This is a genomic window from Streptomyces sp. NPDC051020, assembly GCF_040683105.1.
Lineage (GTDB): Bacteria > Actinomycetota > Actinomycetes > Streptomycetales > Streptomycetaceae > Streptomyces.
The window spans coordinates 24,475-50,765 of the sequence record NZ_JBFBCG010000017.1; the positions used below are offsets into that span (position 1 = coordinate 24,475).

At 69.9% G+C, this 26,291-nt stretch carries 24 protein-coding genes; 17 read left to right on the forward strand and 7 right to left on the reverse strand.

Translation table 11 applies throughout. The features are described 5' to 3' along the window. Window positions 1–48: 48 nt before the first annotated feature. From sucB to AB0N06_RS12010, 5 genes are all read left to right on the forward strand, one after another. Complete coding sequence (gene sucB, locus AB0N06_RS11990; RefSeq protein WP_366134548.1) at window positions 49–1,815, forward strand: 2-oxoglutarate dehydrogenase, E2 component, dihydrolipoamide succinyltransferase; 1,767 nt, start codon at window positions 49–51, stop codon at window positions 1,813–1,815. Window positions 1,816–2,126: 311 nt separating this feature from the next. Beyond that, a complete protein-coding gene (locus AB0N06_RS11995) occupies window positions 2,127–2,750 on the forward strand; it encodes a GntR family transcriptional regulator (RefSeq protein ID WP_358858444.1) in 624 nt (207 codons plus the stop codon). 252 nt (window positions 2,751–3,002) lie between these two features. Next, the gene (gene aceE, locus AB0N06_RS12000; protein ID WP_366134549.1) at window positions 3,003–5,672 is read left to right on the forward strand and encodes a pyruvate dehydrogenase (acetyl-transferring), homodimeric type; all 2,670 of its coding nucleotides are present in this window, start codon (window positions 3,003–3,005) and stop codon (window positions 5,670–5,672) included. Between the two features lie 162 nt (window positions 5,673–5,834). After that, a complete protein-coding gene (locus AB0N06_RS12005; RefSeq protein ID WP_366134550.1) occupies window positions 5,835–6,806 on the forward strand; it encodes a WYL domain-containing protein in 972 nt (323 codons plus the stop codon). A gap of 61 nt (window positions 6,807–6,867) precedes the next feature. Next, entirely contained in the window at window positions 6,868–7,389 is a 522-nt protein-coding gene (locus AB0N06_RS12010; protein WP_358858534.1) for a DUF4240 domain-containing protein, read from the forward strand. A gap of 31 nt (window positions 7,390–7,420) precedes the next feature. Here the strand turns inward: AB0N06_RS12010 and AB0N06_RS12015 are convergent, their stop codons facing one another. After that, the gene (locus AB0N06_RS12015) at window positions 7,421–8,191 is read right to left on the reverse strand and encodes an SDR family oxidoreductase (RefSeq protein WP_366134551.1); all 771 of its coding nucleotides are present in this window, start codon (window positions 8,189–8,191) and stop codon (window positions 7,421–7,423) included. Between the two features lie 142 nt (window positions 8,192–8,333). On the opposite strand from AB0N06_RS12015, the gene AB0N06_RS12020 reads away from it, so the two are divergent. Further along, window positions 8,334–8,963 (forward strand): TetR family transcriptional regulator, encoded by a 630-nt coding sequence (locus tag AB0N06_RS12020; RefSeq protein WP_366134552.1) that lies wholly within the window; start codon window positions 8,334–8,336, stop codon window positions 8,961–8,963. A 200-nt stretch (window positions 8,964–9,163) separates the two neighbouring features. Here AB0N06_RS12020 and AB0N06_RS12025 read toward each other — a convergent pair whose 3' ends face one another. Next, window positions 9,164–9,682 carry a GNAT family N-acetyltransferase gene (locus AB0N06_RS12025; protein WP_366134553.1) on the reverse strand — a complete coding sequence of 173 codons (519 nt, stop codon included), beginning with the start codon at window positions 9,680–9,682 and terminating at the stop codon, window positions 9,164–9,166. Between the two features lie 224 nt (window positions 9,683–9,906). Here AB0N06_RS12025 and AB0N06_RS12030 point away from each other — a divergent pair, with 224 nt between their 5' ends. From AB0N06_RS12030 to AB0N06_RS12045, 4 genes are all read left to right on the forward strand, one after another. Continuing rightward, entirely contained in the window at window positions 9,907–10,806 is a 900-nt protein-coding gene (locus AB0N06_RS12030) for a TIGR01777 family oxidoreductase (RefSeq protein ID WP_366134554.1), read from the forward strand. Window positions 10,807–10,976: 170 nt separating this feature from the next. Beyond that, the gene (locus tag AB0N06_RS12035) at window positions 10,977–12,290 is read left to right on the forward strand and encodes an NAD(P)/FAD-dependent oxidoreductase (protein WP_366134555.1); all 1,314 of its coding nucleotides are present in this window, start codon (window positions 10,977–10,979) and stop codon (window positions 12,288–12,290) included. 411 nt (window positions 12,291–12,701) lie between these two features. Then, the gene (locus AB0N06_RS12040) at window positions 12,702–12,878 is read left to right on the forward strand and encodes a hypothetical protein (RefSeq protein ID WP_366134556.1); all 177 of its coding nucleotides are present in this window, start codon (window positions 12,702–12,704) and stop codon (window positions 12,876–12,878) included. Window positions 12,879–13,098: 220 nt separating this feature from the next. Then, the gene (locus tag AB0N06_RS12045) at window positions 13,099–15,351 is read left to right on the forward strand and encodes an alpha-L-fucosidase (RefSeq protein ID WP_366134557.1); all 2,253 of its coding nucleotides are present in this window, start codon (window positions 13,099–13,101) and stop codon (window positions 15,349–15,351) included. A 117-nt stretch (window positions 15,352–15,468) separates the two neighbouring features. Here AB0N06_RS12045 and AB0N06_RS12050 read toward each other — a convergent pair whose 3' ends face one another. Next, on the reverse strand, window positions 15,469–17,124 hold the full coding sequence (locus AB0N06_RS12050; protein WP_366134558.1) for a regulator: 1,656 nt from the start codon (window positions 17,122–17,124) through the stop codon (window positions 15,469–15,471). A gap of 264 nt (window positions 17,125–17,388) precedes the next feature. Between AB0N06_RS12050 and lipB the strand changes: the two genes are divergently transcribed. From lipB to AB0N06_RS12070, 4 genes are all read left to right on the forward strand, one after another. After that, window positions 17,389–18,186, forward strand: a complete 798-nt coding sequence (gene lipB / locus AB0N06_RS12055; RefSeq protein WP_366134559.1) for a lipoyl(octanoyl) transferase LipB — start codon at window positions 17,389–17,391, stop codon at window positions 18,184–18,186. A gap of 126 nt (window positions 18,187–18,312) precedes the next feature. Beyond that, on the forward strand, window positions 18,313–19,278 hold the full coding sequence (gene lipA / locus AB0N06_RS12060; protein ID WP_358858457.1) for a lipoyl synthase: 966 nt from the start codon (window positions 18,313–18,315) through the stop codon (window positions 19,276–19,278). A 304-nt stretch (window positions 19,279–19,582) separates the two neighbouring features. Beyond that, the gene (locus tag AB0N06_RS12065) at window positions 19,583–19,783 is read left to right on the forward strand and encodes a hypothetical protein (protein WP_366134560.1); all 201 of its coding nucleotides are present in this window, start codon (window positions 19,583–19,585) and stop codon (window positions 19,781–19,783) included. Between the two features lie 19 nt (window positions 19,784–19,802). Continuing rightward, window positions 19,803–20,510, forward strand: a complete 708-nt coding sequence (locus AB0N06_RS12070; protein ID WP_366134561.1) for a DUF4191 domain-containing protein — start codon at window positions 19,803–19,805, stop codon at window positions 20,508–20,510. Window positions 20,511–20,599: 89 nt separating this feature from the next. Here the strand turns inward: AB0N06_RS12070 and AB0N06_RS12075 are convergent, their stop codons facing one another. Further along, window positions 20,600–21,067: an RDD family protein gene (locus tag AB0N06_RS12075; RefSeq protein ID WP_366134562.1), complete on the reverse strand. Its 468-nt coding sequence runs from the start codon at window positions 21,065–21,067 to the stop codon at window positions 20,600–20,602. Window positions 21,068–21,320: 253 nt separating this feature from the next. Here AB0N06_RS12075 and glnA point away from each other — a divergent pair, with 253 nt between their 5' ends. Beyond that, window positions 21,321–22,730 carry a type I glutamate--ammonia ligase gene (gene glnA / locus AB0N06_RS12080; protein WP_366134563.1) on the forward strand — a complete coding sequence of 470 codons (1,410 nt, stop codon included), beginning with the start codon at window positions 21,321–21,323 and terminating at the stop codon, window positions 22,728–22,730. A 278-nt stretch (window positions 22,731–23,008) separates the two neighbouring features. Here the strand turns inward: glnA and AB0N06_RS12085 are convergent, their stop codons facing one another. Then, the gene (locus tag AB0N06_RS12085; RefSeq protein WP_366134564.1) at window positions 23,009–23,725 is read right to left on the reverse strand and encodes a hypothetical protein; all 717 of its coding nucleotides are present in this window, start codon (window positions 23,723–23,725) and stop codon (window positions 23,009–23,011) included. Window positions 23,726–23,927: 202 nt separating this feature from the next. Between AB0N06_RS12085 and AB0N06_RS12090 the strand changes: the two genes are divergently transcribed. Then, the gene (locus tag AB0N06_RS12090; RefSeq protein ID WP_366134565.1) at window positions 23,928–24,830 is read left to right on the forward strand and encodes a helix-turn-helix transcriptional regulator; all 903 of its coding nucleotides are present in this window, start codon (window positions 23,928–23,930) and stop codon (window positions 24,828–24,830) included. Window positions 24,831–24,908: 78 nt separating this feature from the next. On the opposite strand, the gene AB0N06_RS12095 is transcribed toward AB0N06_RS12090, so the two are convergent. Both AB0N06_RS12095 and AB0N06_RS12100 read right to left on the reverse strand, forming a co-directional pair. Further along, window positions 24,909–25,391 carry a hypothetical protein gene (locus AB0N06_RS12095; RefSeq protein WP_366134566.1) on the reverse strand — a complete coding sequence of 161 codons (483 nt, stop codon included), beginning with the start codon at window positions 25,389–25,391 and terminating at the stop codon, window positions 24,909–24,911. A 143-nt stretch (window positions 25,392–25,534) separates the two neighbouring features. Continuing rightward, on the reverse strand, window positions 25,535–25,804 hold the full coding sequence (locus AB0N06_RS12100; protein WP_358858468.1) for a hypothetical protein: 270 nt from the start codon (window positions 25,802–25,804) through the stop codon (window positions 25,535–25,537). Window positions 25,805–25,924: 120 nt separating this feature from the next. Here AB0N06_RS12100 and AB0N06_RS12105 point away from each other — a divergent pair, with 120 nt between their 5' ends. Then, entirely contained in the window at window positions 25,925–26,284 is a 360-nt protein-coding gene (locus tag AB0N06_RS12105; RefSeq protein ID WP_030926242.1) for an arsenate reductase family protein, read from the forward strand. Window positions 26,285–26,291: the final 7 nt, after the last annotated feature.

A 26,291-nucleotide genomic window follows, 5' to 3' on the forward strand; every position in this document is an offset into this window, starting at 1 on the left:
CGCGACGACCGACCTACTTCCGCACTTTCGTAAGGAGCAACTGAAACCATGTCGGTTTCCGTAACCCTTCCGGCGCTCGGTGAGAGCGTCACCGAGGGCACTGTCACCCGCTGGCTGAAGGCCGAGGGCGAGCGCGTCGAGGCCGACGAGCCGCTGCTCGAGGTCTCGACCGACAAGGTCGACACCGAGATCCCGGCGCCCGCCGCCGGCATCCTCGCGTCCATCAAGGTCGCCGAGGACGAGACCGTCGAGGTCGGCGCCGAGCTGGCCGTCATCGACGACGGCACGGGTGCGGCCGTCCCGGCCGCGGCTCCGGCCGCCGAGCCCGTGGCTGCTCCGGTGGCCGCTCCGGCGCCGGTCGCGGCGGCCCCCGCCGCCCCGGCCCCCGTGGCCGCGGCTCCGGCCGCTGCCCCGGCTGGTGCCGCGACCGGTACGGACGTCACCCTCCCGGCGCTCGGCGAGAGCGTCACCGAGGGCACCGTCACCCGCTGGCTGAAGGAGGTCGGCGAGGAGGTCACGGAGGACGAGCCCCTGCTCGAGGTCTCCACGGACAAGGTCGACACCGAGATCCCCGCCCCGGTTTCCGGTGTGCTGCTGGAGATCGTGGTCGCCGAGGACGAGACCGCCGAGGTCGGCGCGAAGCTCGCCGTCATCGGTGCCGCGGGTGCCGCCCCGGCGGCTGCCCCGGCTCCGGCCGCTCCGGCCCCCGTGGCTGCCCCGGCTCCGGCTCCGGCTGCTCCGGCTCCGGTCGCCGCAGCCCCCGCCCCGGTGGCCGCTCCGGCCCCGGCGGCGCCCGCCGCCCCGGCGCCCGTGCCCGCCCCGGCCCCGGCTCCGGTCGCTGCTCCGGCTCCGGTCACCCCGGTGGCTCCGGCCGCGGCCGCCGACGAAGGCGCGTACGTCACGCCGCTGGTCCGCAAGCTCGCCTCCGAGAGCGGTGTCGACCTCGGTGCGGTCAAGGGCACCGGCGTCGGCGGCCGTATCCGCAAGCAGGACGTCGTCGCCGCCGCGGAGGCCGCCAAGGCCGCCGCTGCCGCTCCGGCCCCCGTCGCGGCCGCCCCGGCAGCCGCGAAGGCGCCGAAGCTGGAGGCGTCCCCGCTGCGTGGTCAGACGGTCAAGATGACCCGCATGCGCAAGGTCATCGGCGACAACATGATGAAGGCGCTGCACTCGCAGGCCCAGCTGACCTCGGTCGTCGAGGTCGACATCACGAAGCTGATGAAGCTGCGCAACCAGGCGAAGGACGCCTTTGCCGCCCGTGAGGGCGTCAAGCTGTCCCCGATGCCGTTCTTCGTGAAGGCGGCGGCCCAGGCGCTGAAGGCCCACCCGGTCATCAACGCCCGGATCAACGAGGACGAGGGCACCATCACGTACTTCGACTCGGAGAACATCGGCATCGCCGTGGACGCCGAGAAGGGGCTGATGACGCCGGTCATCAAGGGTGCGGGCGACCTGAACATCGCCGGTATCTCGAAGAAGACCGCCGAGCTGGCCGGCAAGGCCCGCGGCGGCGGCCTGACCCCGGACGACATGTCCGGTGCCACCTTCACCATCAGCAACACCGGCTCGCGCGGTGCGCTGTTCGACACCGTGATCGTGCCGCCGAACCAGGCCGCCATCCTGGGCATCGGTGCCACCGTCAAGCGTCCGGCGGTCATCGAGACCGCCGAGGGCACCGTCATCGGTGTCCGCGACATGACGTACCTCTCGCTCTCCTACGACCACCGTCTGGTGGACGGTGCGGACGCCGCCCGTTACCTGACTGCGGTCAAGGCGATCCTGGAGGCCGGCGAGTTCGAGGTCGAGCTCGGCCTCTGAGCACCACGGTTGTAACCAGCCTCACCAGCGGCGCCCCCGTCCGGAACCCTTCCGGGCGGGGGCGCCGCCGTATTGTCTAAGGGTTGTCCCGTCATCCCTGGTGGATCAGCGCACGGCGTCGGATACGGTGCATCGCAAGGCGGAGGAGAGCGCCCTCATACTGGGCGTATTCGGGTGTTCCGACAACGCGGTGAGGTGCCGTAGCTGTCGCCGTGCGCCCGCCAGGGATGACGGAACAGCCTTGAGACACCACCGGTTGCCTCACCCGCACCGGTCGGATCGGCAGCACCGGTTTCCCCGAAGGAGCCCTCATGACCCCGCCCGTCGTCCACTCGCTGCGCGAACAGATCCGCGAGCACATCGTGGACGGGATCGTCAGCGGGCGCTGGAAGCCGGGCGAGCGGATCGTGGAGCGCCGGATCGCCACTGAGCTGGAGGTCAGCCAGACGCCCGTACGCGAGGCGCTGCGGGAGCTGGAGACCCTCCGGCTGATCGAGTCGGCGCCCAACAAGGGCGTACGGGTCCGGAATCTGACCGCTGCCGACCTGGAGGAGTCCTACCCGGTACGGGCCGGTCTGGAGCAGATCGCGGCGGAGTTGGCGGCTCCGGCGCTCGGCGAGGACTGTTCGCGGCTGTCGCCGCATGTGGCGGCGCTGTACGAGGCCGACCGGCTGGCCGACGGCGAGGCGCAGGTGCGGCACACGGTGGCGTTCCACCGGGAGTTGGTGCGGGCCGCCGGGAACGCCGTACTGCTGCACACCTGGGAGGGTCTGGGCATCGAGGTGTTCACGGCGCTCTCGATCCGGTGGCTGGGGACGGTGCAGAAGTCGTACGCGGAGGAGCACGAGGCGCTCATCGACGCGTTCCTGCGCAAGGACCCGGACATCGGTGCGCTGGTGAAGGCGCATGTCCTGGGGTGCGCCCCGCGCGCCTGACGCAGCTGCGTGGTCCGGGCGCTCAGCCGTACAGATGAGCGCCCGGATTCTTCATATTTCTGGCGTCACTCCGTGCCGCGAAACAGGGCACCGGATGCCAATTTCTTCATATCGAGAAGTTTTGCCCTTCATCCTTTGATCGATCATCGATCAGCGTTCTACAGTTCACTCCGCGGGCCCACCGGCCCCATCGCCCTGTCCTGCCAGTCAGGGCCCTTTCTCCACCCCCCTCCTCTCCGGAAGGCGGCGATCATGACCGACCCCGTAGGAAAGCTTCCGAGCGAGCTCGACCAGCTCCCGGACCGTGACCCGGAGGAGACCGCCGAATGGGCGGCCTCCCTCGATGCCGTCACCAAGGCCGCCGGCCCGCACCGCGCCGCGTACCTGATGCGCCGCTCGCTGCAGCACGCCGAGGACGCCGGTCTCGCGCTGCCCAAGCTCCTGGAGACCGATTACGTCAACTCCATCCCGACCGCCGCCGAGCCCGCGTTCGACGGCGACCTGGAGATGGAGTCCAGGATCACCGCGTGGAACCGCTGGAACGCGGCCGCGATGGTCACCCGCGGCTCCCGGTTCGGCGTCGGTGGTCACATCGCCACCTTCGCCTCGGCAGCCTGGCTGTACGAGACGGGCTTCAACCACTTCTTCCGCGGCAAGGAGGGGGACGGCTCCGGCGACCAGCTCTACATCCAGGGCCACGCCTCCCCCGGCATCTACGCCCGCGCCTTCCTCGACGGCCGGCTCAGCGAGCAGCAGCTCGACAACTTCCGCCAGGAGTCGGGCGGCGACGGTCTGCCGTCCTACCCGCACCCGCGGCGGCTGCCCTGGCTGTGGGAGTTCCCCACCGTGTCGATGGGCCTCGGCCCGCTCTCGGCCATCTACCAGGCGCGCTTCAACCGCTATCTGGCCAACCGCAACATCAAGGACACGTCGAACTCGCACGTCTGGGCCTTCCTGGGCGACGGCGAGATGGACGAGCCCGAGTCGACCGCCGCCCTCGCCCTCGCGGCGCGTGAGCGGCTCGACAACCTGACCTTCGTCATCAACTGCAACCTGCAGCGACTCGACGGTCCGGTCCGCGCCAACTTCCGCGTGGTCCAGGAGCTCGAGGGCGCGTTCCGCGGAGCCGGCTGGAACGTCGTCAAGACGCTCTGGGGCAACGCCTGGGACGAGCTGTTCCAGCTGGACACCACCGGTGCGCTGGTCCGCCGGCTCCGGGAGGTCCCGGACGCCCAGTTCCAGACGTACGCCACCCGCGACGTCGCGTACATCCGCGAGCACTTCTTCGGCGCCGAGCCGGCGCTCGCCGAGCTGGCGAAGCTGCTCACCGACGCGAAGATCGCCGAGTGCTTCTACACCTCCCGCGGCGGCCACGAGGCCCGCAAGGTGTACGCGGCGTACAAGGCGGCCATCGAGCACAAGGGCGCGCCGACCGTGATCCTCGCCCAGACGGTGAAGGGCCACACGCTCGGCAAGGGCTTCGAGTCCAAGAACGCCAACCACCAGATGAAGAAGCTGTCGATCGACGAGTTCAAGGGCATGCGCGAGCTGCTCGGACTCCCGATCCCGGACAGCGCCTTCGACGACGGCCTGGTGCCCTACGGCCACCCGGGCGCCGACTCCCCCGAGGTGCGCTACCTCCAGGAGCGCCGCGCCGCCCTCGGCGGCCCCGCCCCGGCCCGCCGGGTGCACGCGGTGGCGCTGCCCGAGCCGGAGGAGCGGGCGTTCGCCGCGCTGAAGAAGGGGTCCGGCAAGCAGGAGATGGCCACCACGATGGCCTTCGTGCGCCTGGCCAAGGATCTGATGCGGGACAAGGAGACCGGCAGGCGCTGGGTACCGATCGTCCCGGACGAGGCCCGCACCTTCGGCATGGAGTCGCTGTTCCCGTCGGCCGGTATCTACTCGCCGCTGGGCCAGACGTACGAGCCGGTCGACCGCGACCAGCTGATGTACTACAAGGAGGCCAAGGACGGCCAGATCCTCAACGAGGGGATCACCGAGGCCGGGGCCATGGCCGACTTCATCGCCGCCGCCACGTCGTACGCGACGCACGGCGAGACGATGATCCCCTTCTACATCTTCTACTCGATGTTCGGCTGGCAGCGGACCGGCGACCAGATGTGGCAGCTCGCCGACCAGCTCGGCAAGGGCTTCATCGTCGGCGCCACGGCCGGCCGGACGACGCTGACCGGCGAGGGCCTCCAGCACGCGGACGGCCATTCGCACCTGATCGCGTCCACGAACCCCGCGTCGCTCAACTACGACCCGGCGTTCGCGTACGAGATCGCGGTGATCGTCAAGGACGGTCTGCGCCGGATGTACGGCCCCGAGGCCGAGAACGTCTTCTACTACCTGACGGTCTACAACGAGCCGAAGCCGCAGCCCGCGATGCCGGAAGGCGTCGAGGAGGGCATCGTCAAGGGCCTCTACCGCTTCAAGGAGGGCACGCCCGCCACCGCGGACGCGCCGCGCCTGCAGTTGCTCGCCTCCGGCACGGCGATCCACTGGGTCCTGGAGGCCCAGGAGCTGCTGGCCGCGGACTGGGGTGTCACGGCCGACGTCTGGTCCGCCACGTCCTGGGGCGAGCTGCGCCGCGAGGCGCTGGAATGCGACGAGGCACTGCTCCACGGCGAGCAGCGGGTGCCGTACGTGACCCAGGCGCTGGAAGGCGCACCGGGCCCGGTCCTCGCGGTCAGCGACTGGATGCGACAGGTGCCGGACCAGATCAGCCAGTGGGTGGAGCAGGACTGGTCCTCGCTCGGCACGGACGGCTTCGGTCTGTCCGACACGCGTGACGCGGCCCGCCGCCACTTCGGGGTCGACGCGCAGTCGATCACGGTCGCGGCGCTGGCCCAGCTGGCGCGGCGCGGCGAGGTGACCGCGTCCGCGGTCAAGGAGGCCCGGGAGAAGTACGGGCTGTGAGGTCAGGGCAGCCGGGTACGCCCGGCTGCCGTGCCGCCCTCCGTGTCGGGGCGGGCTCGGTCTTCGAGCCCGCCCGGACACGGAGGGCGTTTTGCTACGGGACAGCCCTTGGGGGAGGCCGTCGGCCCGCCCGGCGATGGAGGGCACGGCAGACTTGCCCCCATGCGTGCTGCCCGGCTCATCAAGATGGTGCTGCTCCTCCAGTCCCGGTCCGCCATGACCGCCGCCGAGCTCGCCCGGGAGCTGGAGGTGTCCGAACGGACCGTCACCCGCGACGCCCAGGCGCTCTCCGAGGCAGGGGTTCCCGTGTACGCGGACCGGGGCCGGGCCGGCGGGTACCGGCTCGTCGGCGGGTACCGGACCGGGCTCACCGGGCTGGCCCGTAGCGAGGCCGAGGCGCTCTTCCTCTCCGGGCTGCCGTCCGCGCTGCGCGAGATGGGGCTCCAGGACGCCGCGACCGCGGCCCGACTCAAGGTGTCCGCCGCGCTGCTGCCCTCGCTGCGGGACGCCTCCGACACCGCCGCCCGGCGCTTCCATCTGGACGCACCCGGCTGGTATCAGGAGCCCGTCACGCCCGAGTTGCTGCCCGCCGTCGCGGAGGCCGTCTGGGACGACCGGATGGTCAGTGCCCGCTACCGGCGCGGCGGTGCGGGTGGTGAGGTCGAGCGGGAGCTGGCGCCGTACGGACTCGTTCTCAAGGCCGGGGTCTGGTATGTGTGCGCCCGCGCCGGGACGGATTTCCGGGTGTACCGGATCGACCGCTTCACCGCCGTGGCCGTGTCGGACGAACGGTTCGTACGCGACGACGACTTCGATCTGCCGGGCTTCTGGGACGAGCAGGCTGCGCGGTTCGCCCGCTCGATCCTGCGGACCGAGGTGACGGTACGGGTGTCGGAGGCGGGGGTGGGCCGACTGCTGCGCAGCATGGACCGTTCGGCGGTCCAGGACGCACTGGACGCGGCCGGGCCGCCCGGCACCGACGGGTGGCGCACCGTCACCCTGCCCGTGGAGTCCCTGGAGGTCGCGTACGACCAGCTGCTGTCCCTGGGACCGGAGTTGGAGGTCCTCAAACCGCCCGCGTTGCGGAACCGCTTCGCCGCTGCCGCCGAACGGCTGAGCGGCCTCTATCGCTGAAGGCTTCTTTTCGGTGTCTCCGCGTGCATCGCCTGCCACCAAGGCCGATGCTTGACCCGTGATGGACGAGACGGAGTTCTGGGAGATCATCGACAGCACCCGCGAGGCCGCCGAGGGCGACCCCGAGGACCAAGCCGACCTGCTCGTCGACCGGCTGGTGCAGCTCGACCCGGAGTCCGTGCTGGACTTCGCCCGGCACTTCGAGGCCCGCTACAACCGCGCGTACCACTGGGACCTGTGGGGCGCCGCCGCCGTGCTGCTCGGCGGCGCGAGCGACGACGCCTTCGACTTCTTCCGGTGCTGGCTGATCGGCCAGGGGCGGGAGGTCTTCGAGGGGGCGGTGCACGATCCGGACAGCCTCGCCGAACTGCTCGACGATTTCGACGAGGAGATCGACGGGGACGCCGAGGATCTCGGCTATGCGGCCGACGAGGCGTACGAACAGCTCACCGGCGTCGTCACGCCCGACCTCGGTCTTCCGCCGCAGGCCGCCGAGCCGCAGGGCGCCCCCGTCCGCTTCGAGGACGACGCGGCGCTGGCCGAACGCTTTCCCCTGCTCTGGGAGCGGTTCGGCTCCGGCTGAGCCGCCCCGCTCCCGCTGTGGGCACCCGGGTTCAGAAGTGGGTGCCGCCGTCGACGCGGATCTCCGTACCCGTGATGAACGCACCGTCCTCGGAGCCCAGCATCGCGACGACGCCCGCCACCGTGTCGGGGCTGGCGAAGCCCTCACCCAGCGCCGGGGACAGCTTCGCGAAGAGCGACATGTCCGCGTCGGCCGGCAGCCCCGGGCCGTTGCCGCTGGTCATGTCGGAGGAGATCGAACCGGGGGCGACGGCGACGACGCGCAGACCCTGCTTGCTGTACTCGCTCGCCAGCGCGTGGGTCATCGACTGGATGCCGCCCTTGCTCGCCGCGTACGCCGACATATAGGGGTGCGCGAAGCTCGCCGAGGTCGACGAGAAGTTCACGATGACCGGCTTGTCGCCCGCCAGCAGCGCTGGTATCGCCTCACGGATCATCAGGAACGTGCCAGTGAGGTTGACCGCGAGGATCGTGTTGAAGAACTCCAGCGACGTCCTGTGCGTGTGCTCCGAGCGCAGGATGCCCGCCGCGTTGACCAGTACGTCGAGGCCGCCGAGCGCGGCCACGGCGTCGGCGACACCGGCCCGGACCGCGGCCTCGTCCGAGATGTCGAGGACCGCGGTGGTGAGCCTCTCCGCGGCGCCGCCCGCCACAGCGGTGTCGTACGTGGCCTTCAGCCCGGCCTCGTTGACATCGGCGGCGACGACCAGGCCGCCCTCGGCGAGTACACGGTGGACGGTGGCCTGCCCGATTCCGGAGCCGGCGCCGGTGATGAGTACGCGGCGGCCTGTGTAGCGGTTCATGTGTTCACTCCTGGTTCCGAGTCCCCCGACGACTCTCTTGATTCGCATCCACCGTACGCCTAGGTGGCACGTTTTGCCAGAATGGCATTCTGCGCACTCCGCTCTCGTACGAAGGAGTCCCGGCCCGGGTAATCTGCGGGGAATGAACCACCAGCAGCCGTCCCTCACCGAGCGCCGCAAGGCCGCGACCCAGCTGGACATCGCGCGCGCGGCCGCCGCGCTCTTCGCCGAGCGCGGGCCGGACGGCACCACGGCGGAGGACATCGCCCACCGGGCGGGCGTCGCACTGCGCACCTTCTACCGCTACTTCCGCTCCAAGCAGGACGCGGTGGGGCCACTGCTCTCCGGCGGCGCCGAACGGTGGCGCGCCCTGCTCGGCGCGGCCGGTCCGGGGGTCCCGCTGGCCGAGGCGCTGGAGGGTGCGATCACGGACGCGCTCATCCCGCGCGACGAGCACGCCGCGGAGCAGCTCGGCTGGACGCGCGGCCTGCTGCGGGCCGCACAGGACGATCCGGCGCTGCGCGCCGTCTGGTACCGGGTCAATCAGGATTCGGAGGAGCGGCTGCTGCCGGTGCTGGCACGGCTGGCCGGTGAGGACGCGGACCCGCTGGAGGTCCGACTGGCCGCTGCGGCCGCCACGGACGCGGTACGGGTGGCACTGGAGGCCTGGGCGGTCACGGACGCGCCGACAGCCGGGGCCGGCTCCCCCGCCGCCCTCGCGGTGCGCTGCCTGCATGAACTCATGGGCGGCATGCGGCTGTTCAAGGGGTAACGGCCTGCCCCACGATAGGGAGTGGAGCAGCGAGCGGCGTCGTGCGGCTTCGATGGCAAGGCGGAGGAGGGAGTCGACGCGAAGGGGGCCCCTCCCATGCCCTTGAGGCCATGGGGGAGTCGGTGACTGACGACAACGCCGCAAGCGGAGTCGCAGGGCGTCGGAAGCCCACTCCCTGTCGTGGGGCAGGCCGTAAGCCGTCACAGGGCGAGCGAGCGGCCCATCATCACGTCGTCGATGTAGCGCCCACCCAGGAAGAACTCGCCAGGCAGCACCCCCTCGACGACGAACCCCTCCGACTTGTACAGCGCCCGGGCGGGCGCGTTGTGCCCGAGCACCCGCAGCGTCATCCGGTTCGCCCCCTCCCTGCGGGCCAGCGCGAACGCGGCCCGCAGCAGCCCTCTGGCGACACCGCTGCCGCGCGCCCATTCGGCCACGGCGAGGCCCTGTATCTGGCGCACATGCGCGTTGCAGGCGAGCGGGGTCGGCGCGACGACCCGGATGTAGCCGGCGATGCGCATGTCGCCCGCCGGGTCCTCCGCCTCGGCCACGAGCAGGTGCTCGGGCCGGTGCCGGTCGTCGAAGAACGGTTCGTACGGCGGCTGCGGACGCGGCTGTACGGCATGGAGGGTCGACCAGGTGGCCCGGTCGAGCTCGCCGAGAGCGGTGTCGTCGGAGAGAACGGCGGGGCGCACGAGGGGGGTGCGGAGTTCAGGCATGGGCGCCACTGTGCCACGGCCCGCCCGGTCACGTCATCGCATATCTGACGGGCGCTCGGCGGAGCCGAACGGGAAGCGGCGGCGGAAGTCGTCGGCCGCGTCCTCCAGGGTGCGGCATGTGCGCCACTGCCGGGATGTCGCCCTGCAACTGCTGTTCGAGTGATTCGGGCGTGACGAGTGATGAGGGCGCGGCACCCTGTACGCCGCTGCGGCAGGATGGTGCCATGGTGTACTCCCGAATCGCTGTCACCGGATCCACCGGACTCATCGGAGCCGCGCTGGTGCGCTCACTGCGGGCCGACGGACACGAGGTCGTGCGCCTCGTCCGGCATCCGGCGCGCGCCGGGGACGAGGTCGAGTGGGACCCGAAGCGGGGTTACGTCGACGGGGCGGGCCTGGTCGGCTGCGACGCTGTCGTCCATCTCGCCGGGGCCGGGGTCGGCGACCATCGCTGGACGGAGGAGTACAAGCGGGAGATCCGGGACAGCCGGGTGCTGGGCACGGCGGCGATCGCCGAGACGGTGGCCTCCCTCGGCGTACCGCCGAAGGTGCTGCTCTGCGGGTCGGCCATCGGCTACTACGGCGACACCGGGGACCGCGCGGTCGACGAGAGCGCGCCGCACGGCACGGGCTTCCTGCCGTCCGTCTGCGTGGACTGGGAGGCCGCCGCGGCTCCGGCGGAGGCGGCAGGCATCCGAACGGTGTACGCGCGCACGGGCCTGGTCGTCGCCCGGGAGGGCGGGGCCTGGGGACGGCTGTTCCCGCTGTTCCGGGCGGGGCTCGGCGGGCGGCTCGGCAGCGGGCACCAGTACTGGAGCTTCATCGCGCTGCACGACCACATCGCGGCCCTGCGGTACCTCCTCGACACGGAGTCGCTGTCCGGACCGGTGAACCTGACCGGCCCCGGCCCCGTGACCAACGCCGAGGTGACAGCGGCGATGGGGCGCGTGTTGCACCGTCCGACACTGCTCTCCGTCCCGGCGCCCGCACTCCGGATCGTCCTCGGGGACTTCGCGGAGGACGTGCTGGGCAGCCAACGGGTACTGCCCGCACGGCTGCTGGACTCGGGGTTCACCTTCGCCTTCCCCGGCATCGACGGCGCCATTCGCGCGGCGCTGCACTGACCGCGCACGGTCGAATCACACGGATGTGCGACCCCGTGCAACGGTGCCCCGGGCCGCGCGCGACTGCGCCCGCACGGGACCCCTCCTAGCCTCGTGGCGAACTCGGGCATTCCGGGGGCCTGTTGGGGGCAAGAGCCTCCCACCAATTGCGCCGACTCGGGGAGGGGCACGTGCTCAGCACGGCACACCACGCGGACGTCGTCATCATCGGTGCCGGAATCGCCGGCCTGTCAGCAGCCCATCAATTGACCAGTGCAGGGGTCAGCGTCAGCGTCCTGGAGGCCGGCCCACGCGTCGGCGGCCGGATGACCACCGAGGAGGTGGACGGGTTCCGGCTCGACCACATCGGCCCGCTCCTCAGCACCTCATATCCGGAACTGCGCGCCGCGCCCGGCCTCGAAGGGATCCTGCTGCGGAACTTCGCTCCGGGGGTCCTCGTCCACAGCGAGGGCCGCCAGTACCGGACCGGCGATGCGCGCCAGGTACGGAGCGCACGGGGCGCATTCAAAGCGGCGCGCGCCCTGGCGAGCGCCCCCCGCCCGCCGATGGGCGGGCCGATCGACCAGGCCAGGCTCGGCGCGGCCCTCGCCCGGCTCGCGACCACCCCGGCCACCCGCATCCTGGCCCGGCCGGAGCGGACCGCGCTCGCCGCCCTGTCCACCCGCGGTCTGCCCTCGCGTACGGTCAACGGCTTCCTGCGCCCGCTGCTCGCCGCGCTGCTCAGTGACCCCGGGCTCACCACATCGAGCCGGTGCGCCGATCTCGCCCTGCGCAGCTACGCGCGCGGTCGGCTGTGCGTGCCGTCCGGCGGCTCGGCCACGCTGCCCGAGCTGCTGGCGGCGGCCCTGCCGCCCGGCACCGTGCGGACCGGCGTCCATGTCACCGCCGCCGACACCACCTCCGTACGCACCAAGGAACACGGTGAACTGGGCTGCCGTGCCCTGCTGCTGGCCACCGGTGCGAGCGCCGCCGCCGAGCTGCTGCCCGGTCTCCGGGTGCCGCCCTTCCATCCGGTGACGGTCCTGCACCACACCGCCCCCGCTCCCCCGCCGACGGGCGCCTCACTGCTGCTGGACGCCGACCGCTCGGGCCCGGTGGCCCACACCTGCGTGATGAGCGAGGTCGACCCCTCGCGCGCCCCGCACGGCCGGACCCTGATCACGTCGACGGTGCTCGGCACGCCGCCGCCCGATCTCGACCGCTCGGTCCGCACCCATCTCGCCGCGTTGTACGGCATCCCAACGGACGACTGGGAACTGCTGGCCGCCCACCACGACCCGGAGGCGGTCCCCGCCATGCCACCCCCGCACGATCTGCGCCGCCCGGTCAGGCTGCTCGCCGGGCTGTACGTGTGCGGCGACCACCGGGACACGAGCACGGTGCAGGGCGCCCTGTTCTCGGGCCGCCGCGCAGCGCACGCCATCCTCGGCGATCTGGGCGTCCGGCCCGGCCACCTGGAGGCGGAGCTGCGCGAAGCGGCCTGAGTCCGCCCGAACACATCCTGCCCCGGTCCAGCCGATCCCAACCCCGAACACCGTTTACAGATCGGATCTCTCGCCCCACCTCCCGTTTTCGGGAGTGGTCCACACCACTCCCGCAAACACCCTTGTCGTGCGTCACATCTACCGCTACGGTCCTGGCGAAACCGGACTTCAGGAGACCGTAGTGCGCCGAGCCATGCCCGTTCTACCGCTCCCTACAGCTCTAGTCATCGGATCTATCACTCCCGTCGCGGTGGCGAACGAGCTCCCGGACAAACCCGCATCGAGCACCAGCGACACAACGGCCGCCCCAGGGCCGCCCGTTGTTCCCAGGCCGACCCAGTGGACCGAAGCGGGCGGCCACAACAGCTGTCGGCGGGTACCCGCATCCTGGTGGACCCCCGGTCCCGCTCCATGACCGCACCCCCCTCCGGGCAGGCCGAACTCCCGGGCCCCGCACGGCAGTCCGCGCAAGACCTGGCCAAGCAGCTGCGTACGGAGGTGGCCCAGGTCAGTGGGGTCGCTCCGGCCGTCAGCAGCGAGGTCCGGCACGCGCGGGCCGATGACATCGCGCTGACGCTCACCGAGTGACCTGAGTCACTGAGCCGGGCCGCACCACCCTCTATGCGAACGGCGAGCGCGTCGGCACGGTCGGCGCGTCCATTCCGCTCCCGCTGCGCTCGATCGGCACCGAGAAGGCCGGGCTGCGCGGAGATCTCGACGAAGTGTCCACCTGGGACGAGGCGTTGAGCCCCGAACAGGTCCGGGCCGACTACGCGCACGACGACCGCTGACCCGAAGGGAACCCGCAGTGACCCGCACCCATGCCCATGCCCGTACCCGTACCAGACTCGTCGGAGCGACGGCACTGGCAGCCCTCGCCGGCCTCCTGACCACCCCGGCCTCCGCCGCGCCCGAACCCCCGTCGAAGGACTACGAGCCGACGGTGGAGTCCCTCAACAGCCACCCCACGCCGACGTGGTTCAACGACGACAAGTTCGGCATCTTCATCCACTGGGGCGCCTATTCGGTGCCCGCCTGGGGCCCGCGCGGCAGCTACGCCGAGTGGTACTGGGCCTACATGAACAGCAAGGGCAGCGCCACCAACACCCACCAGAAGGACACCTACGGCACGACCGCGAACTACGACGACTTCATCAGCCAGTGGAAGGCCGAGAAGTACGACCCGGACGCCTGGGTGAAGCTGTTCAAGGACGCCGGTGCCAAATACTTCGTGCTGACCTCCAAGCACCATGAAGGCGTCGCACTGTTCGACAGCAAGGTCAGCGGCCGCGACACCGTGGACCTCGGACCGAAGCGCGACCTGGCGGGCGACCTGTTCAAGGCGGCGCGCAAGGACACCGAGGGCGGCCAGCTGAAGGCGGGCTTCTACTACTCGCTGTACGAGTGGTACAACCCGTCGTACACCGGCAGCCCGGTCCGCAACCCGTACACCGGCGCCGAAGTCCCGTACACCGGCGCCCCGTCGGTCAAGGACTACGTCGGCGACTACATGGTCCCGCAAATGAACGAGCTGATGGATCAGTACGATCCCGACATCATCTGGTGCGACGGGCAGTGGGACAAACCCGCGTCCTACTGGAAGACCGCGCCCGTCATCGCCGACTACTACAACCGTGCGAAGAACCGGGCGCACCCGAAGGAAGTCGCGGTCGCCAACCGCTGCAAGATCGAGACCGGTGCGCTGGACAGCAAGGAACTCGACTTCCAGACACCCGAGTACACGGTCAAGCCGGACATCGACCCGAACAAGTGGGAGGCGAGCCGGGGCATCGCGCACTCCTACGGCTACAACCAGAACGAGCCCGAGGAGGACCACCTCACCTCCGACCAGCTGATCGACTCGCTCACCGACATCGTCAGCAAGAACGGCAATCTGCTGCTCGACATCGGCCCGCGCGCCGACGGCACCATCCCCGAGATCCAGCAGCAGCGGCTGCTCGACATCGGCGCCTGGCTGAAGATCAACGGCGAGGCGATCTACGGGACCACCTACTGGCACCATGCCGAGGAGCCGACCGGAGACGACAAGGTCCGCTACACGGTGAAGGACGGCACGCTGTACGCGACTGCGCTGGAGTGGCCCGGCACCGAACTCACCCTCGGCGCCGACACGCCCGTCACCGCCGACTCCCGTATCACGCTGCTCGGTTCGGACGGCGGCGCACTGCCCTGGCACAAGGACTCCGCAGGCCGCGTGATCGTCGAGACACCGAAGGGCGGGGCGTCGGCCACCAGGAGCACGAGCGCGTACGTCTTCAAGGTCACCACTCCGGGCGTGAACACCCTCGTCCGCACGAGGACCGAACTGCCGCATGAGCTCAACCCCGGACGCGCCGCCGACGGCACCCTGACCCTCACCAACACCGCCCGCACGCGCGCACCCGGGACCGGGATCGGGCTGTCCGGACCCGAGGGCTGGACCGTCACCCCGGCGGCCACCCGCGTGCACCCGCTGGCGCCCGGCGCCGATGCGAAGGTCCCGTTCACCGTGACGCCGCCCGCGTCCGCGGCCCCCGGTACGTACACACTGAACATCACCCTGCGCCACGGCCCTCTCACCACCACCACGACGGTCAAGGTCAGGGTGGCCCTGGAGAACCTCGCCCGGAACAAGCCGGCCACCCAGAAGAGCACCGCGTGGGACGCCCCTGCCTCCCGCGCCGTCGACGGGAACACCGACGGCTCCTTCGGGTCGGGCTCGGTGACCCACACCGCGGAGCCCTCGTCGCAGGCGTGGTGGCAGGTCGACCTGGGCACGTCGAAGTCACTGTCCGCAGTCGACATCTGGAACCGCACCGACTGCTGCTCCGACCGGCTGAAGGACTTCTGGGTCATGACCTCGGACACCCCGATCACGGCCGACGGACTCGATGAGGCACGGACCGCACCCGGTGTGACGGCGGTTCATGTCACCGGTCAGGCCGGACGGCCGTCCGCCGTGCAGCTCCCGGCGGGCACCTCCGGCGGGTACGTCCGCGTGCAACTGACCTCCGGCACCAACCCGCTGTCGCTGGCGGAGGTCGAGGTGCGCGGGCACTGAAAGAGCCCTGCCGAAACGGGTGGTGGCCCGGACCGATCGCTCCCGGTCCGGGCCACCACCCGTTCCGTCGCGCGCAGGAGTCACGCGGAAGAGTCATCCGTGATCCCGCGGGAGGGATCACCCGAGGGCCGCGACCCGGTCCCGGTATCCGCGTACCGCAGCCGCGTCCCGGTACGGCTCAAGGCGACGCTCGAAGTCCCGTACGTACTCCGTCGCCCGGACCGACCGCATCTCCGCCGCCTGCTGCGCCGCCTCGGCGCCGAGCAGACACGCCTGGTCGAGCTCGCCGAGCCCGAGCCGGGCGGACGCCAGCACCACCCGGCAGAACAACCTGCTCCGGGCGTACCCCGGGGCGCGCAGCTGCAGTGAACGCTCCGCGTGCTGGGCGGCTGCCCGGTACTGCTGCAGGTCGCGGTGGCAGTGCCCCAACTCGTCGGCGAGCTGCGCCTCGTCGAAGGAGCGCGCCCAGTACGGTACGTCGTCCCCTGGCCGGGCGGTCTCCAGCGCGCGTTCCGCCCGCGCCAGCGAGGCCGCGCAGGTCCTGGCCTCGCCGAGCACGCCGTGCCCGCGCGCCTCGACGGCGTGCAGCAGGGCCATCACGACGGGCGGCGCCGACGAGCCGATGCCCTGCTGGGCGACGCGCGCCAGCTGGACGGCTTCCCTGCCGTGCCCGAGATAGACCGCCTGCCGGCTCATGGTGATCAGCACATAACTGCCGTACGCCCGGTCCCCTGCCGCCTGCGCGAGCCGGAGCGCCTGGACGAAGTAGCGCTGGGCGAGACCGTGCGCCGCGATGTCGTACGAGGTCCAGCCCGCCAGCCGGGTCAGATCGGCGGCGGCCGAGAAGAGCCGCCGCCCGGTGGTCTCCCCGTACGTCCCGCGGAGCATCGGCTCGGCCTCGTGCTCCAGGTAACGGACGAGGGCCTGGCGGGCGTGGCCGCCGCCGTAGGCGTTGTCGAGGGCGCGGAAGAGCTCGCCGACGGAACGCAGGGCGGCGACATCGCCGCTGCTGACCTTCTGGCCGGATCCGCGGTCGGTCTGCCGCTGCCGGGGGACGCCGGGGGCGCCGGTTGCCGGCGGCACAAGGTGCACCACAGGCCCGGCAGAGGCGGAGGGCGACGCGGCGGCCCCGGAGAGCCGGGCGGGCGCGGGCCCCCGGGCGCCGTATCGGCCCCCGGGCCCGCTCGCCCCGTGCAGTCCATGCGCTCCGGCGTGCGAACCACGTGACCCGTTGGCCCCCACCGGCCCGCGCTGCGCACCGAGCACCGGCGCCGCCCCGGTCCCGCTGCCCCCGCCGCCGGGGGCAGCCGTCTCGCTTCCCCGCCCCACCCACTCGTCGGCCCGTCCGATCAGCCAGTCGCGGCTGGGCACCACGAGCCCGGCCGGGGTGAAGGCGATCTTGCGCAGCTCCGCTTGGCTGCCCGAGTCCTTCCGCCACAGGCCGCTGACGATGTCCACCGCCTCGGCCGGAGTGGCGGCGAACTCCAGGCCGGCGTAGACGGGCGCACACGCGTCGAGGCCCAGGTCCTGCGCGGAGAGCCGGCGCCCGAGCCGCCGGGTGAAGACCTCGGCGATCAGTGCGGGGGTGGTGCCGCGGGGCTGCTGGCCGCGCAGCCAGCGAGTCACGGAGGTCTTGTCGTAGCGCAGATCCAGGCCGTGTTCGAGGCCGAGCTGGTCCACCCGGCGGGCGAGACCGGCGTTCGAGAATCCGGCTTCGGTGATGAGCGAGGCGAGCTGGCGGTTGGGGGTGCGCTGCGGAGGTCGTTCCGACATCAGCTGTACGGTCTCCTGCTTTGGGGGCCGGGCGGGCAGCCCTTATGGAACGGCGCGAATTTAGCGGGCCCCACGGCGGCCGCACTCTCCTTCGCTTCACATTCATCCGATCGTGTGAGGATTGGGGGGGCACTGACGGGAACAACCTGTCGGGCCACCACTCCCGGGGCGGTCGTACAGTGGCCCGGGGCGCGAATCAGTGCATGGTGACGTGGTTCCGGGGCACCCCCCTGCTCCCGGTACCGCAAGTAGGGAGGCATCTCCGTGAGTGAGCTTCGGTTCGTCCGGCTGGGATTCGGTGAGGAAGCCGTCGACTACCAGGAGGCCTGGCAGAAGCAGCGCGAGGTGCACGCGGCCCGGTTCGAGGACACGGTCCCCGACACCTGTCTGCTGCTGGAACACCCGCCGGTCTACACGGCGGGACGGCGTACGACCGAGAGTGAGCGCCCCCTGGACGGCACTCCGGTCGTCGATGTGGACCGCGGCGGAAAGATCACCTGGCACGGCCCCGGGCAGCTCGTCGGCTACCCGATCCAGAAGCTGCCGCGCCCGGTGGATGTCGTGGCGCATGTCCGCAGGCTGGAGGACGCGCTGATCCGTACGGCTGCCGAGTTCGGTCTGGAGACCAGCCGGGTCGAGGGCCGCAGCGGAGTCTGGGTGCTCGGTGACCCGGTCGAGGAGCGTCCGTCGCTCGGCGGTCTCTCCCTCGACTTCGACCCGCGGCTGCACGACGAGGAGTTCGACCCGCGGCTGAACGGCCCCGAGTACGCCCCGTCCAACGCCGGCCAGCGCCGCGAGGACCGCAAGCTGGCGGCGATCGGCATCCGGGTCGCCAAGGGTGTGACCATGCACGGCTTCGCGCTGAACGTGAACCCGGACAACACCTCGTTCGACCGGATCGTGCCGTGCGGCATCCGCGATGCGGGCGTCACCTCGCTCGCGTACGAGCTGGGCCGCGACGTCACCGTCGCGGAGGTGCTCCCGGTGGTCGAGAAGCACCTGAAGGACGTCCTGGAGGACGCGGAGCTCGCCCCGCGGGAGATCGACCGGGCCTCGGCCTGACCCGGAGCCCCGGGAATGGCCCGGCCCTCCTCCTGGTTGCCCAGGGGCAAGGGCCACACCCCAACCGTACAAATAGCGGGCGTACCCTGGTGTTCGCCGAAGAATCGAAGTCGTAGGGAGCCGGACGTGTCCGCTGTCGCACCCGACGGGCGCAAGATGTTGCGCCTGGAGGTCCGGAACAGCCAGACCCCCATCGAGCGCAAGCCCGAGTGGATCAAAACCCGGGCGAAGATGGGCCCCGAGTACAACCAGCTGCAGAAGCTCGTGAAGAGCGAGGGTCTGCACACGGTGTGCCAGGAGGCCGGCTGTCCGAACATCTTCGAGTGCTGGGAGGACCGTGAGGCCACGTTCCTCATCGGTGGTGACCAGTGCACCCGGCGCTGTGACTTCTGTCAGATCGACACGGGCAAGCCGCAGGCGCTGGACCGGGACGAGCCCCGCCGCGTCGGCGAGTCGGTCGTCACGATGGACCTGAACTACGCCACGATCACCGGCGTCGCCCGCGACGACCTGGAGGACGGCGGAGCCTGGCTGTACGCGGAGACCGTGCGCCAGATCCACGCGCTGACGGCGGAGCGCGAGGCCGGTGCCACCAAGGTCGAGCTGCTGATCCCCGACTTCAACGCGGAGCCCGAGCAGCTGGCCGAGGTCTTCTCCTCGCGCCCCGAGGTACTCGCGCACAACGTCGAGACGGTGCCGCGGATCTTCAAGCGCATCCGTCCCGGTTTCCGTTACGAGCGTTCCCTGGAGGTCATCACGCGGGCCCGCGAGGCCGGGCTGGTGACCAAGTCGAACCTCATCCTCGGTATGGGCGAGACCCGCGAGGAAGTGAGCGAGGCGCTCCAGGACCTGTACGACGCCGGGTGCGAGCTCATCACGATCACGCAGTACCTGCGGCCCTCCGTGCGCCACCACCCGGTCGAGCGCTGGGTGAAGCCGCACGAGTTCGTGGAGCTGAAGGAGGAGGCCGACGAGATCGGCTACTCCGGTGTGATGTCCGGGCCGCTGGTCCGTTCCTCGTACCGGGCCGGCCGGCTCTTCCAGCAGGCGATCGAGCGGCGCGGCGCGGTCACGACCGCACCCACTGCCTGACGAGGACTGTGTGAATCTGAGCACAAGAAGCTACTGAACGGTACGGGCTAAATCGGCGCGGCCCATACGCTCCCCGCAGGTCGGGGACGCGTATGGGCCGCGTCGGCGTGCGCCGCGCTCATATCAAGGTTTCATTGGTGTTTGACCGAAAGGTCATGCGCTGGTAACACCGAGCAGTGACTCTGGATGCACGCAGCGCAGTGGTTCTCACGGCTGCCGCCGCCACTGCTCACCGTCTCCAGCCCGCGCAAGCAACTCCTGTAACCCACTCACTCCGCGCATCCGTTCCGAGGGGACTTCCACGATGCAGGCCGTGCCGGTACGCGCCACCGCCATTCCGTCCGTCACCGATGCTCTCCGCGCCGTCGAGTCGCTGCTGCTGAGCCGCGGCCAGCGCACCGCCCGCCGCAACGCCTGGACAGCCGTCCTCGAGGACCGCCGCCGGGCCAAGGACCGGGTCGAGACCGAGTACGTACTGGAGGCCGTGGCCGACCACCGTTCCTAGGCCACGTAAACTTCAGTACATGGCGAGGAAGGCAAACACTGACGGCGCGGACAGCGTCGAGAACGCGGGGCGACTCAAGCAGATCGCCCTGACCTACAAGATGACCCGGCGGACCGACCCCAAGATCGGTCTTGTCGTCGCGGGTGTGGGAATCGTCACCTTCGGTGTCCTCCTCGCCGTCGGCTTCTTGATCGACCACCCGATCTACCTGGGCATCCTGGGCTTCGTGCTGGCCCTCCTCGCGATGGCGATCGTCTTCGGGCGGCGTGCCGAGCGGGCGGCCTTCGGGCAGATGGAGGGACAGCCGGGCGCTGCGGCGGCGGTGCTGGACCGCGTGGGCCGCGGCTGGACCACGACGCCGGCGGTCGCGATGAACCGCAGCCAGGACGTCGTCCACCGGGCCGTCGGCAAGGCGGGCATCGTGCTGGTGGGCGAGGGCAACCCGAACCGGGTCAAGGTCCTGCTGGCGGCCGAGAAGAAGAAGATGGCCCGCATCCTCGTGGACGTACCCGTGCACGACATCATCGTCGGCAACGACGAGGGCCAGGTGCCGCTGAAGAAGGTCCGCACCAAGATGCTGAAGATGCCGCGGGTCCTGACCGGCCCGCAGGTGACGGCGGCCAACGACCGGCTGCGGGCGATGGGCGACCTGATGAGCAACATGCCGCTGCCGAAGGGCCCGATGCCGAAGGGTATGCGGATGCCGCGCGGCGGCAAGATGCGCTGACGCCGCACACTCGACGCACAAGAGGGCGGGCTGCGAACCTCAGTGGTTCGCAGCCCGCCCTCTTCACGTCTCTGCTCGTCGGACCGCTCTCAGATCCGCACCTGCACGGCGCGCGCGAGCCGGTCGTGCAGCCCGCGGCCGTCGCGGTCCCAGACCAGAGCCGGAATCGCCAGGCACAGCAGCACGCTCCGGATGATCACTCGCCCGAAACCGAGCCGGCCGCCGCCCTCGCCGACGACACGAATGCCCAGGATGCGCTTGCCCGGCGTACAGCCGACGGTCCCGACGGTGAGCACACTCAGCACGACAAAGATCCCGAGGGCCCAGTTCCCAGCCGCCTGCTGGTCACCGCGAGCGAACAGCCCGTAGGCGATCAGCAGGCAGAGCGCCCAGTCGACGAAAAGGGCGCCGAAGCGCCGGCCGAGCGGCGCGATCGCCCCCGGCCCTCCTTCGGGCAGACCGAGCCGCTTGCCCCGGTAGCCGAAATCGGCGCCCATGTCCTCGGCGGCCGCACGCGGCCCGGAGAGCCACGATCCGATTGCTTGCCTGTTGTCCACCCGTCCACGGTACTGCGCCCGCCTTCCCGCCTTACCGGGTGGGGCCCTCCGGACGCACGGACGCGGCCCCCGCCGCCGCCCGGGCACACCTCCGAGGTACCGCCGACACCCGCCTCGGTTAACTTCTGCGAAACAAATGGGTCATGCTTGAGAAATCCGGTCTGCCTATGGTCGGGTCCAGCGTGTGCCACCGCACTGGCCGCACAACGAGCTACAACCCCGTCCCTCCCGGGCCGGGAGTAGGAGGAGTTGGATGTTCCAGAACGCCGACGACGCGAAGAAGTTCATCGCCGACGAAGATGTCAAGTTCATCGATGTCCGGTTCTGTGACCTGCCCGGTGTGATGCAGCACTTCACCATCCCGGCAGCGGCATTCGACCCGACCGAGGAACTGGCCTTCGACGGCTCGTCGATCCGCGGCTTCCAGGCCATCCATGAGTCCGACATGGCGCTCCGCGCGGACCTGTCGACCGCCCGTGTCGACCCGTTCCGCCGCGACAAGACCGTCAACATCAACTTCTTCATCCACGACCCGATCACCGGCGAGCAGTACAGCCGTGACCCGCGCAACGTGGCCAAGAAGGCTGAGGCATACCTCACCTCCACCGGCATCGCCGACACCGCGTATTTCGGCCCCGAGGCCGAGTTCTACGTCTTCGACAACGTCCGCTTCCAGACGTCGGCGAACGAGAGCTTCTACCACATCGACTCCGAGGCCGGCGCCTGGAACACCGGCTCGGAAGAGAACAACCGGGGTTACAAGGTCCGCTACAAGGGCGGCTACTTCCCGGTCCCGCCGGTCGACCACTTCGCCGACCTGCGCGCCGAGATCTCCCTTGAGCTGGACAAGAACGGCCTCCAGGTCGAGCGCCAGCACCACGAGGTCGGCACCGCCGGCCAGGCCGAGATCAACTACAAGTTCAACACGCTGCTCGCCGCGGCCGACGACCTGATGCTCTTCAAGTACATCGTGAAGAACGTCGCCTGGCGCAACGGCAAGACCGCGACCTTCATGCCGAAGCCGATCTTCGGCGACAACGGTTCGGGCATGCACGTCCACCAGTCCCTGTGGGCCGGCGGCAACCCGCTGTTCTACGACGAGCAGGGCTATGCGGGTCTCTCGGACATCGCCCGCTACTACATCGGCGGCATCCTCAAGCACGCACCGTCGCTGCTGGCCTTCACGAACCCGACTGTGAACTCGTACCACCGCCTGGTCCCCGGCTTCGAGGCCCCGGTCAACATGGTCTACTCGCAGCGCAACCGCTCCGCCGCGATGCGTATCCCGATCACGGGCTCGAACCCGAAGGCCAAGCGCGTCGAGTTCCGCGCCCCGGACCCGTCGTCCAACCCGTACCTGGCCTTCTCGGCGCTGCTGATGGCCGGCCTCGACGGTGTGAAGAACAAGATCGAGCCGGCCGAGCCGATCGACAAGGACCTGTACGAGCTGGCTCCCGAGGAGCACGCCAACGTCCAGCAGGTCCCGACCTCGCTCCCCGCCGTCCTGGACGCCCTGGAGGCGGACCACGAGTACCTCCTCGCGGGCGGCGTCTTCACGTCCGACCTGATCGAGACGTGGATCGACTACAAGCGCACCAACGAGATCGCCCCGATCCAGCTGCGCCCGCACCCGCACGAGTTCGAACTCTACTTCGACATCTAAAGAGCGAGGTCGACCGATCCCCCTCTCTGTCCACTCGTGGACAGAGAGGGCCGCTCACTGATCTCCCAAAACAGCTACTGGCTAGGGCCGCTACCCCACACCACCGGGGTAGCGGCCCTAGCTAGTCGGCATTGACGCAGAAATTCCGGGAGAGTCGCCCGCTGCCCCGAGAACAAAGCTGAGTGGGGCCGAACGCGCAGCCCGCATGTCCCACGGGCTACGCGTCCCCGGCGGCATGGTGACCGCCGCACAGGCCGGCTAGGTGGCGAGTAGCTGGGCTACATCGCCTGCGGCTGGGCCTGCGCCTGCGTCTGCGCCTGCGTCTGGGCCTGCGCCTGCGTCTGGGCCTGCGTCTGGGCCTGCGCCTGCGCCTGCGCCTGCGTCTGGGCCTGCGTCTGGGCCTGCGCCTGCGTCTGGGCCTGCGTCTGCGCCTGCGCCTGCGTCTGCGCCTGCGCCTGCGCCTGCGTCTGCGCCTGGGCCGGCGTCTGGGCCGGCGTCTGCTGGTTGAGGTTCTGGTTCTGGTTCAGGTTCTGGTTCAGGTTCTGGTTCAGGTTCTCGTTGACGTTCCGGTTGAGGTTCTCGTTGGCGTTCCGGTTGAGGTTCTCGTTGACGTTCCGGTTGAGGTTCTCGTTGACGTTTCGGTTCAGGTTCTCGTTGACGTTCCGGTTCAGGTTCTGGTTGATGTTTCGGTTGACGTTCTCGTTGACGTTTCGGTTCAGGTTCTGGTTGACGTTTCGGTTGACGTTCTGGTTGACGTTACGGTTGAGGTTGGCGTTTCGGTTCAGGTTCTGCGACACGTTCCCAGTCCTGCACGCCACCAACCCGGCGTTGAAGCTGAACGGATCGATAACCTGCGAGGGTGCTTTCGAGGGCGCCGCTGCCGTCGGATCGGCTGCGGGTGAGGCGCCGAACGCGTTCCCGGCGAAACCCGCAGGCAACGCCAGAGAGGCGATCAGCACCGGGCTGAGCCGGAAAAGGTATCGCTTGCCACGCATGATTTTCTCCTTCGATCGCCGGAACGAAAGATGGGTGTCCGTTCCAGAACGGTGCTGCTTCCTCAGCACCTCGCACGGCCGAAGGCCGCTTCCTGCATCAGGATCACATCTGGCCGAGCGCACATCCAGAAACCGACTATCCTAGGAGTAGAGGTCCCAGGTACTAGCCATCCGAAACGTCGCCCAGCAAAGGGAACGATGGATGAATTACGACCAACGGCGAGCTCAGCTCGCGGACTTCCTCAGAACACGACGGCTGGCCATTCAGCCGGAAGAGGTGGGTCTTCCACCCCGGACGTCAAGGCGAACCCCTGGCCTGCGCCGGGAAGACGTGGCCGACCTCGCGGGCATCAGCACCTGCTGGTACTCACGCCTTGAACAGGCCCGGAACATCCGGGTGTCCGACCACGTCCTCGACTCGCTGGCCGATGCCCTTCGCCTCAGTACCGAAGAGCACGACTACCTCTTGGCCCTGGCGCGCGAGGACGCCCGTTCCAGCGCAAGCATTGCCCCGGACGGAGTGCCTCCGGCTCTCCAGCGCATCCTGGACAGCCAGCATCCACATCCGGCAATCGCCCTCGGCCCCCGTTTCAACATTCTGGCCTGGAACCAGGCCAGAACCGATGTCTACGGCGATCTGACCAAAATCCCCTCTGAGCACCGCCACATGCTCTGGCTCTTCTTCGGCGGATATCTGCGCGAGCTCATTCAGAACTGGGAGCAGAGCGCCCGCTCCGTGCTGGCTGAATTCCGCGCAGCCACCGGACTTTACGTCCATGAACCGTGGTTCACCAAACTGGTCCGAGAGCTGAGCCAGAACAGCAAGGAATTCCGCGGATGGTGGCAGCAGCACGAAATCGAAAGTCACCACGTCACCACCCGGGAAGTGTGGCATCCCGCTGTCGGCCGCATGGTGCTGGAGGAAAGCGCTCTCGTTGTCGACGACCGCTCAGGTCGACGGATCATTCTCGAGATCCCGCAACCCGGCACCGGAACCGAGAACAAGCTGACGGCGCTTTCCCGGCGACCCCACCAAGTACAGGTTCCGCCGCGGCACGTGCATCGAAAGCCGACTTCAGGAAAGCAACGGCACAACCACTTCTGAAACTGATTGGACCAGCGGTGGCCGCTGCACCGGGTGGTGAGCCGTTCTTCGGACCGGATGGTGGCAGTGGTGGTGCGATCAGTGCCGCAGAGCCGTCCCCACGTCGACCTTGACGACACCCGACAGCTTGCGATTGCTGCGGGCGATGGCCTCCTTGGAGGCCCTCGGCCCGACGTCGTCGACCGTCACCACCACCGTGTCGAGCAGGTTGCCGCTCGCGTCACGGAAGGTGACCTGCACGGCGTAGGACTTCGGCGAGTCGGCGCCATTCGTCACGGTGATCTTCGAGGTGGCGCGTCCGTCGTGGTCGGTGCTCACCGCGCCCAGCTTGACGTCGCCCTTGGCGTTCACGCCGTTCTTGAAGCCTCTCAGTTTCTCGCCCGCGGCAGCAGTCGCCGAGGCCACTACGTCGGAACCCCTGGATGCCACCGACGCTGCGGCGGAGGCCGCCCCGGACGCCGTGGTGGAGGTGCCGCCGCCGTGCGAACAGGCACCGGCGGTCGACATCACGGCCGTCGTCAGCAGCACGGCCCACAGGCCTCGCGCGGCTTTCCTCGTCATCGTGCCTCCCAGCACTCGCCCGTCGCCCCAGTCAAAGGGTCGGCAGGCCGCACCGCATGCCCGGTACGCCGGACGGGTGAGGGGCCGGGGTGTGTGCGATGTACCTGTGCCCCCGGTCTCCGGGGGCACAGGTATCCGGTCCGTCAGCGGCCGTAGCGGATCAGGGCGCGGACCATGCGGCAGGTGGTGTCGGACGGCGGGTGGATGCCGATGCGCTCGGCGGTCGTGCGTATCGTGTCGTTGTCAGCGCTCGACGGGTAGTAGACGCCCGTGTCGAGCAGGGCGATCGCCAGGCGCATGGCCTTCAGGCGGCGGTTGTGGGAGACGTACCACTCGCGGGGCCGGCCCGCGGGGAGCGGCTTCTTCTGCAGGGGCTTGTGGAGCGGCTTGGTCGTGACTGCGGCAACGGCCATGGGCATCCTCCTGGCACGGTCGTGAAACCCTCACGAACTACCTCCATTTTACGGCCCACCACTGACAATCACCCCTGGCCAGCGGGGCTTTCACGGTGTCCGTCGCGTACCGTTGACCCCATGGAGATCTGGATCAATCCCGCATGTTCCAAGTGCCGCAGCGCAGTGCAGTTGCTCGACGCCGAGGGCGCCGAATACACCGTTCGCCGCTATCTGGAGGATGTGCCGTCGCCGGACGAGATCCGGGCCGTGCTCGACCGGCTGGGGCTGGAGCCGTGGGACATCACGCGAACGCAGGAAGCGGACGCGAAGGAGCTCGGGCTCAAGGAGTGGCCGCGCGAGGCCGGTTCGCGGGAGCGGTGGATCACGGCGCTCGCCGAACATCCGAAGCTGATCCAGCGGCCGATCATCACGGCGGAGGACGGGACGGCTGTCGTGGCGCGTACGGAGGAAGCCGTGCGGGACGCCTTGGGGCGTTGAGCGCGGC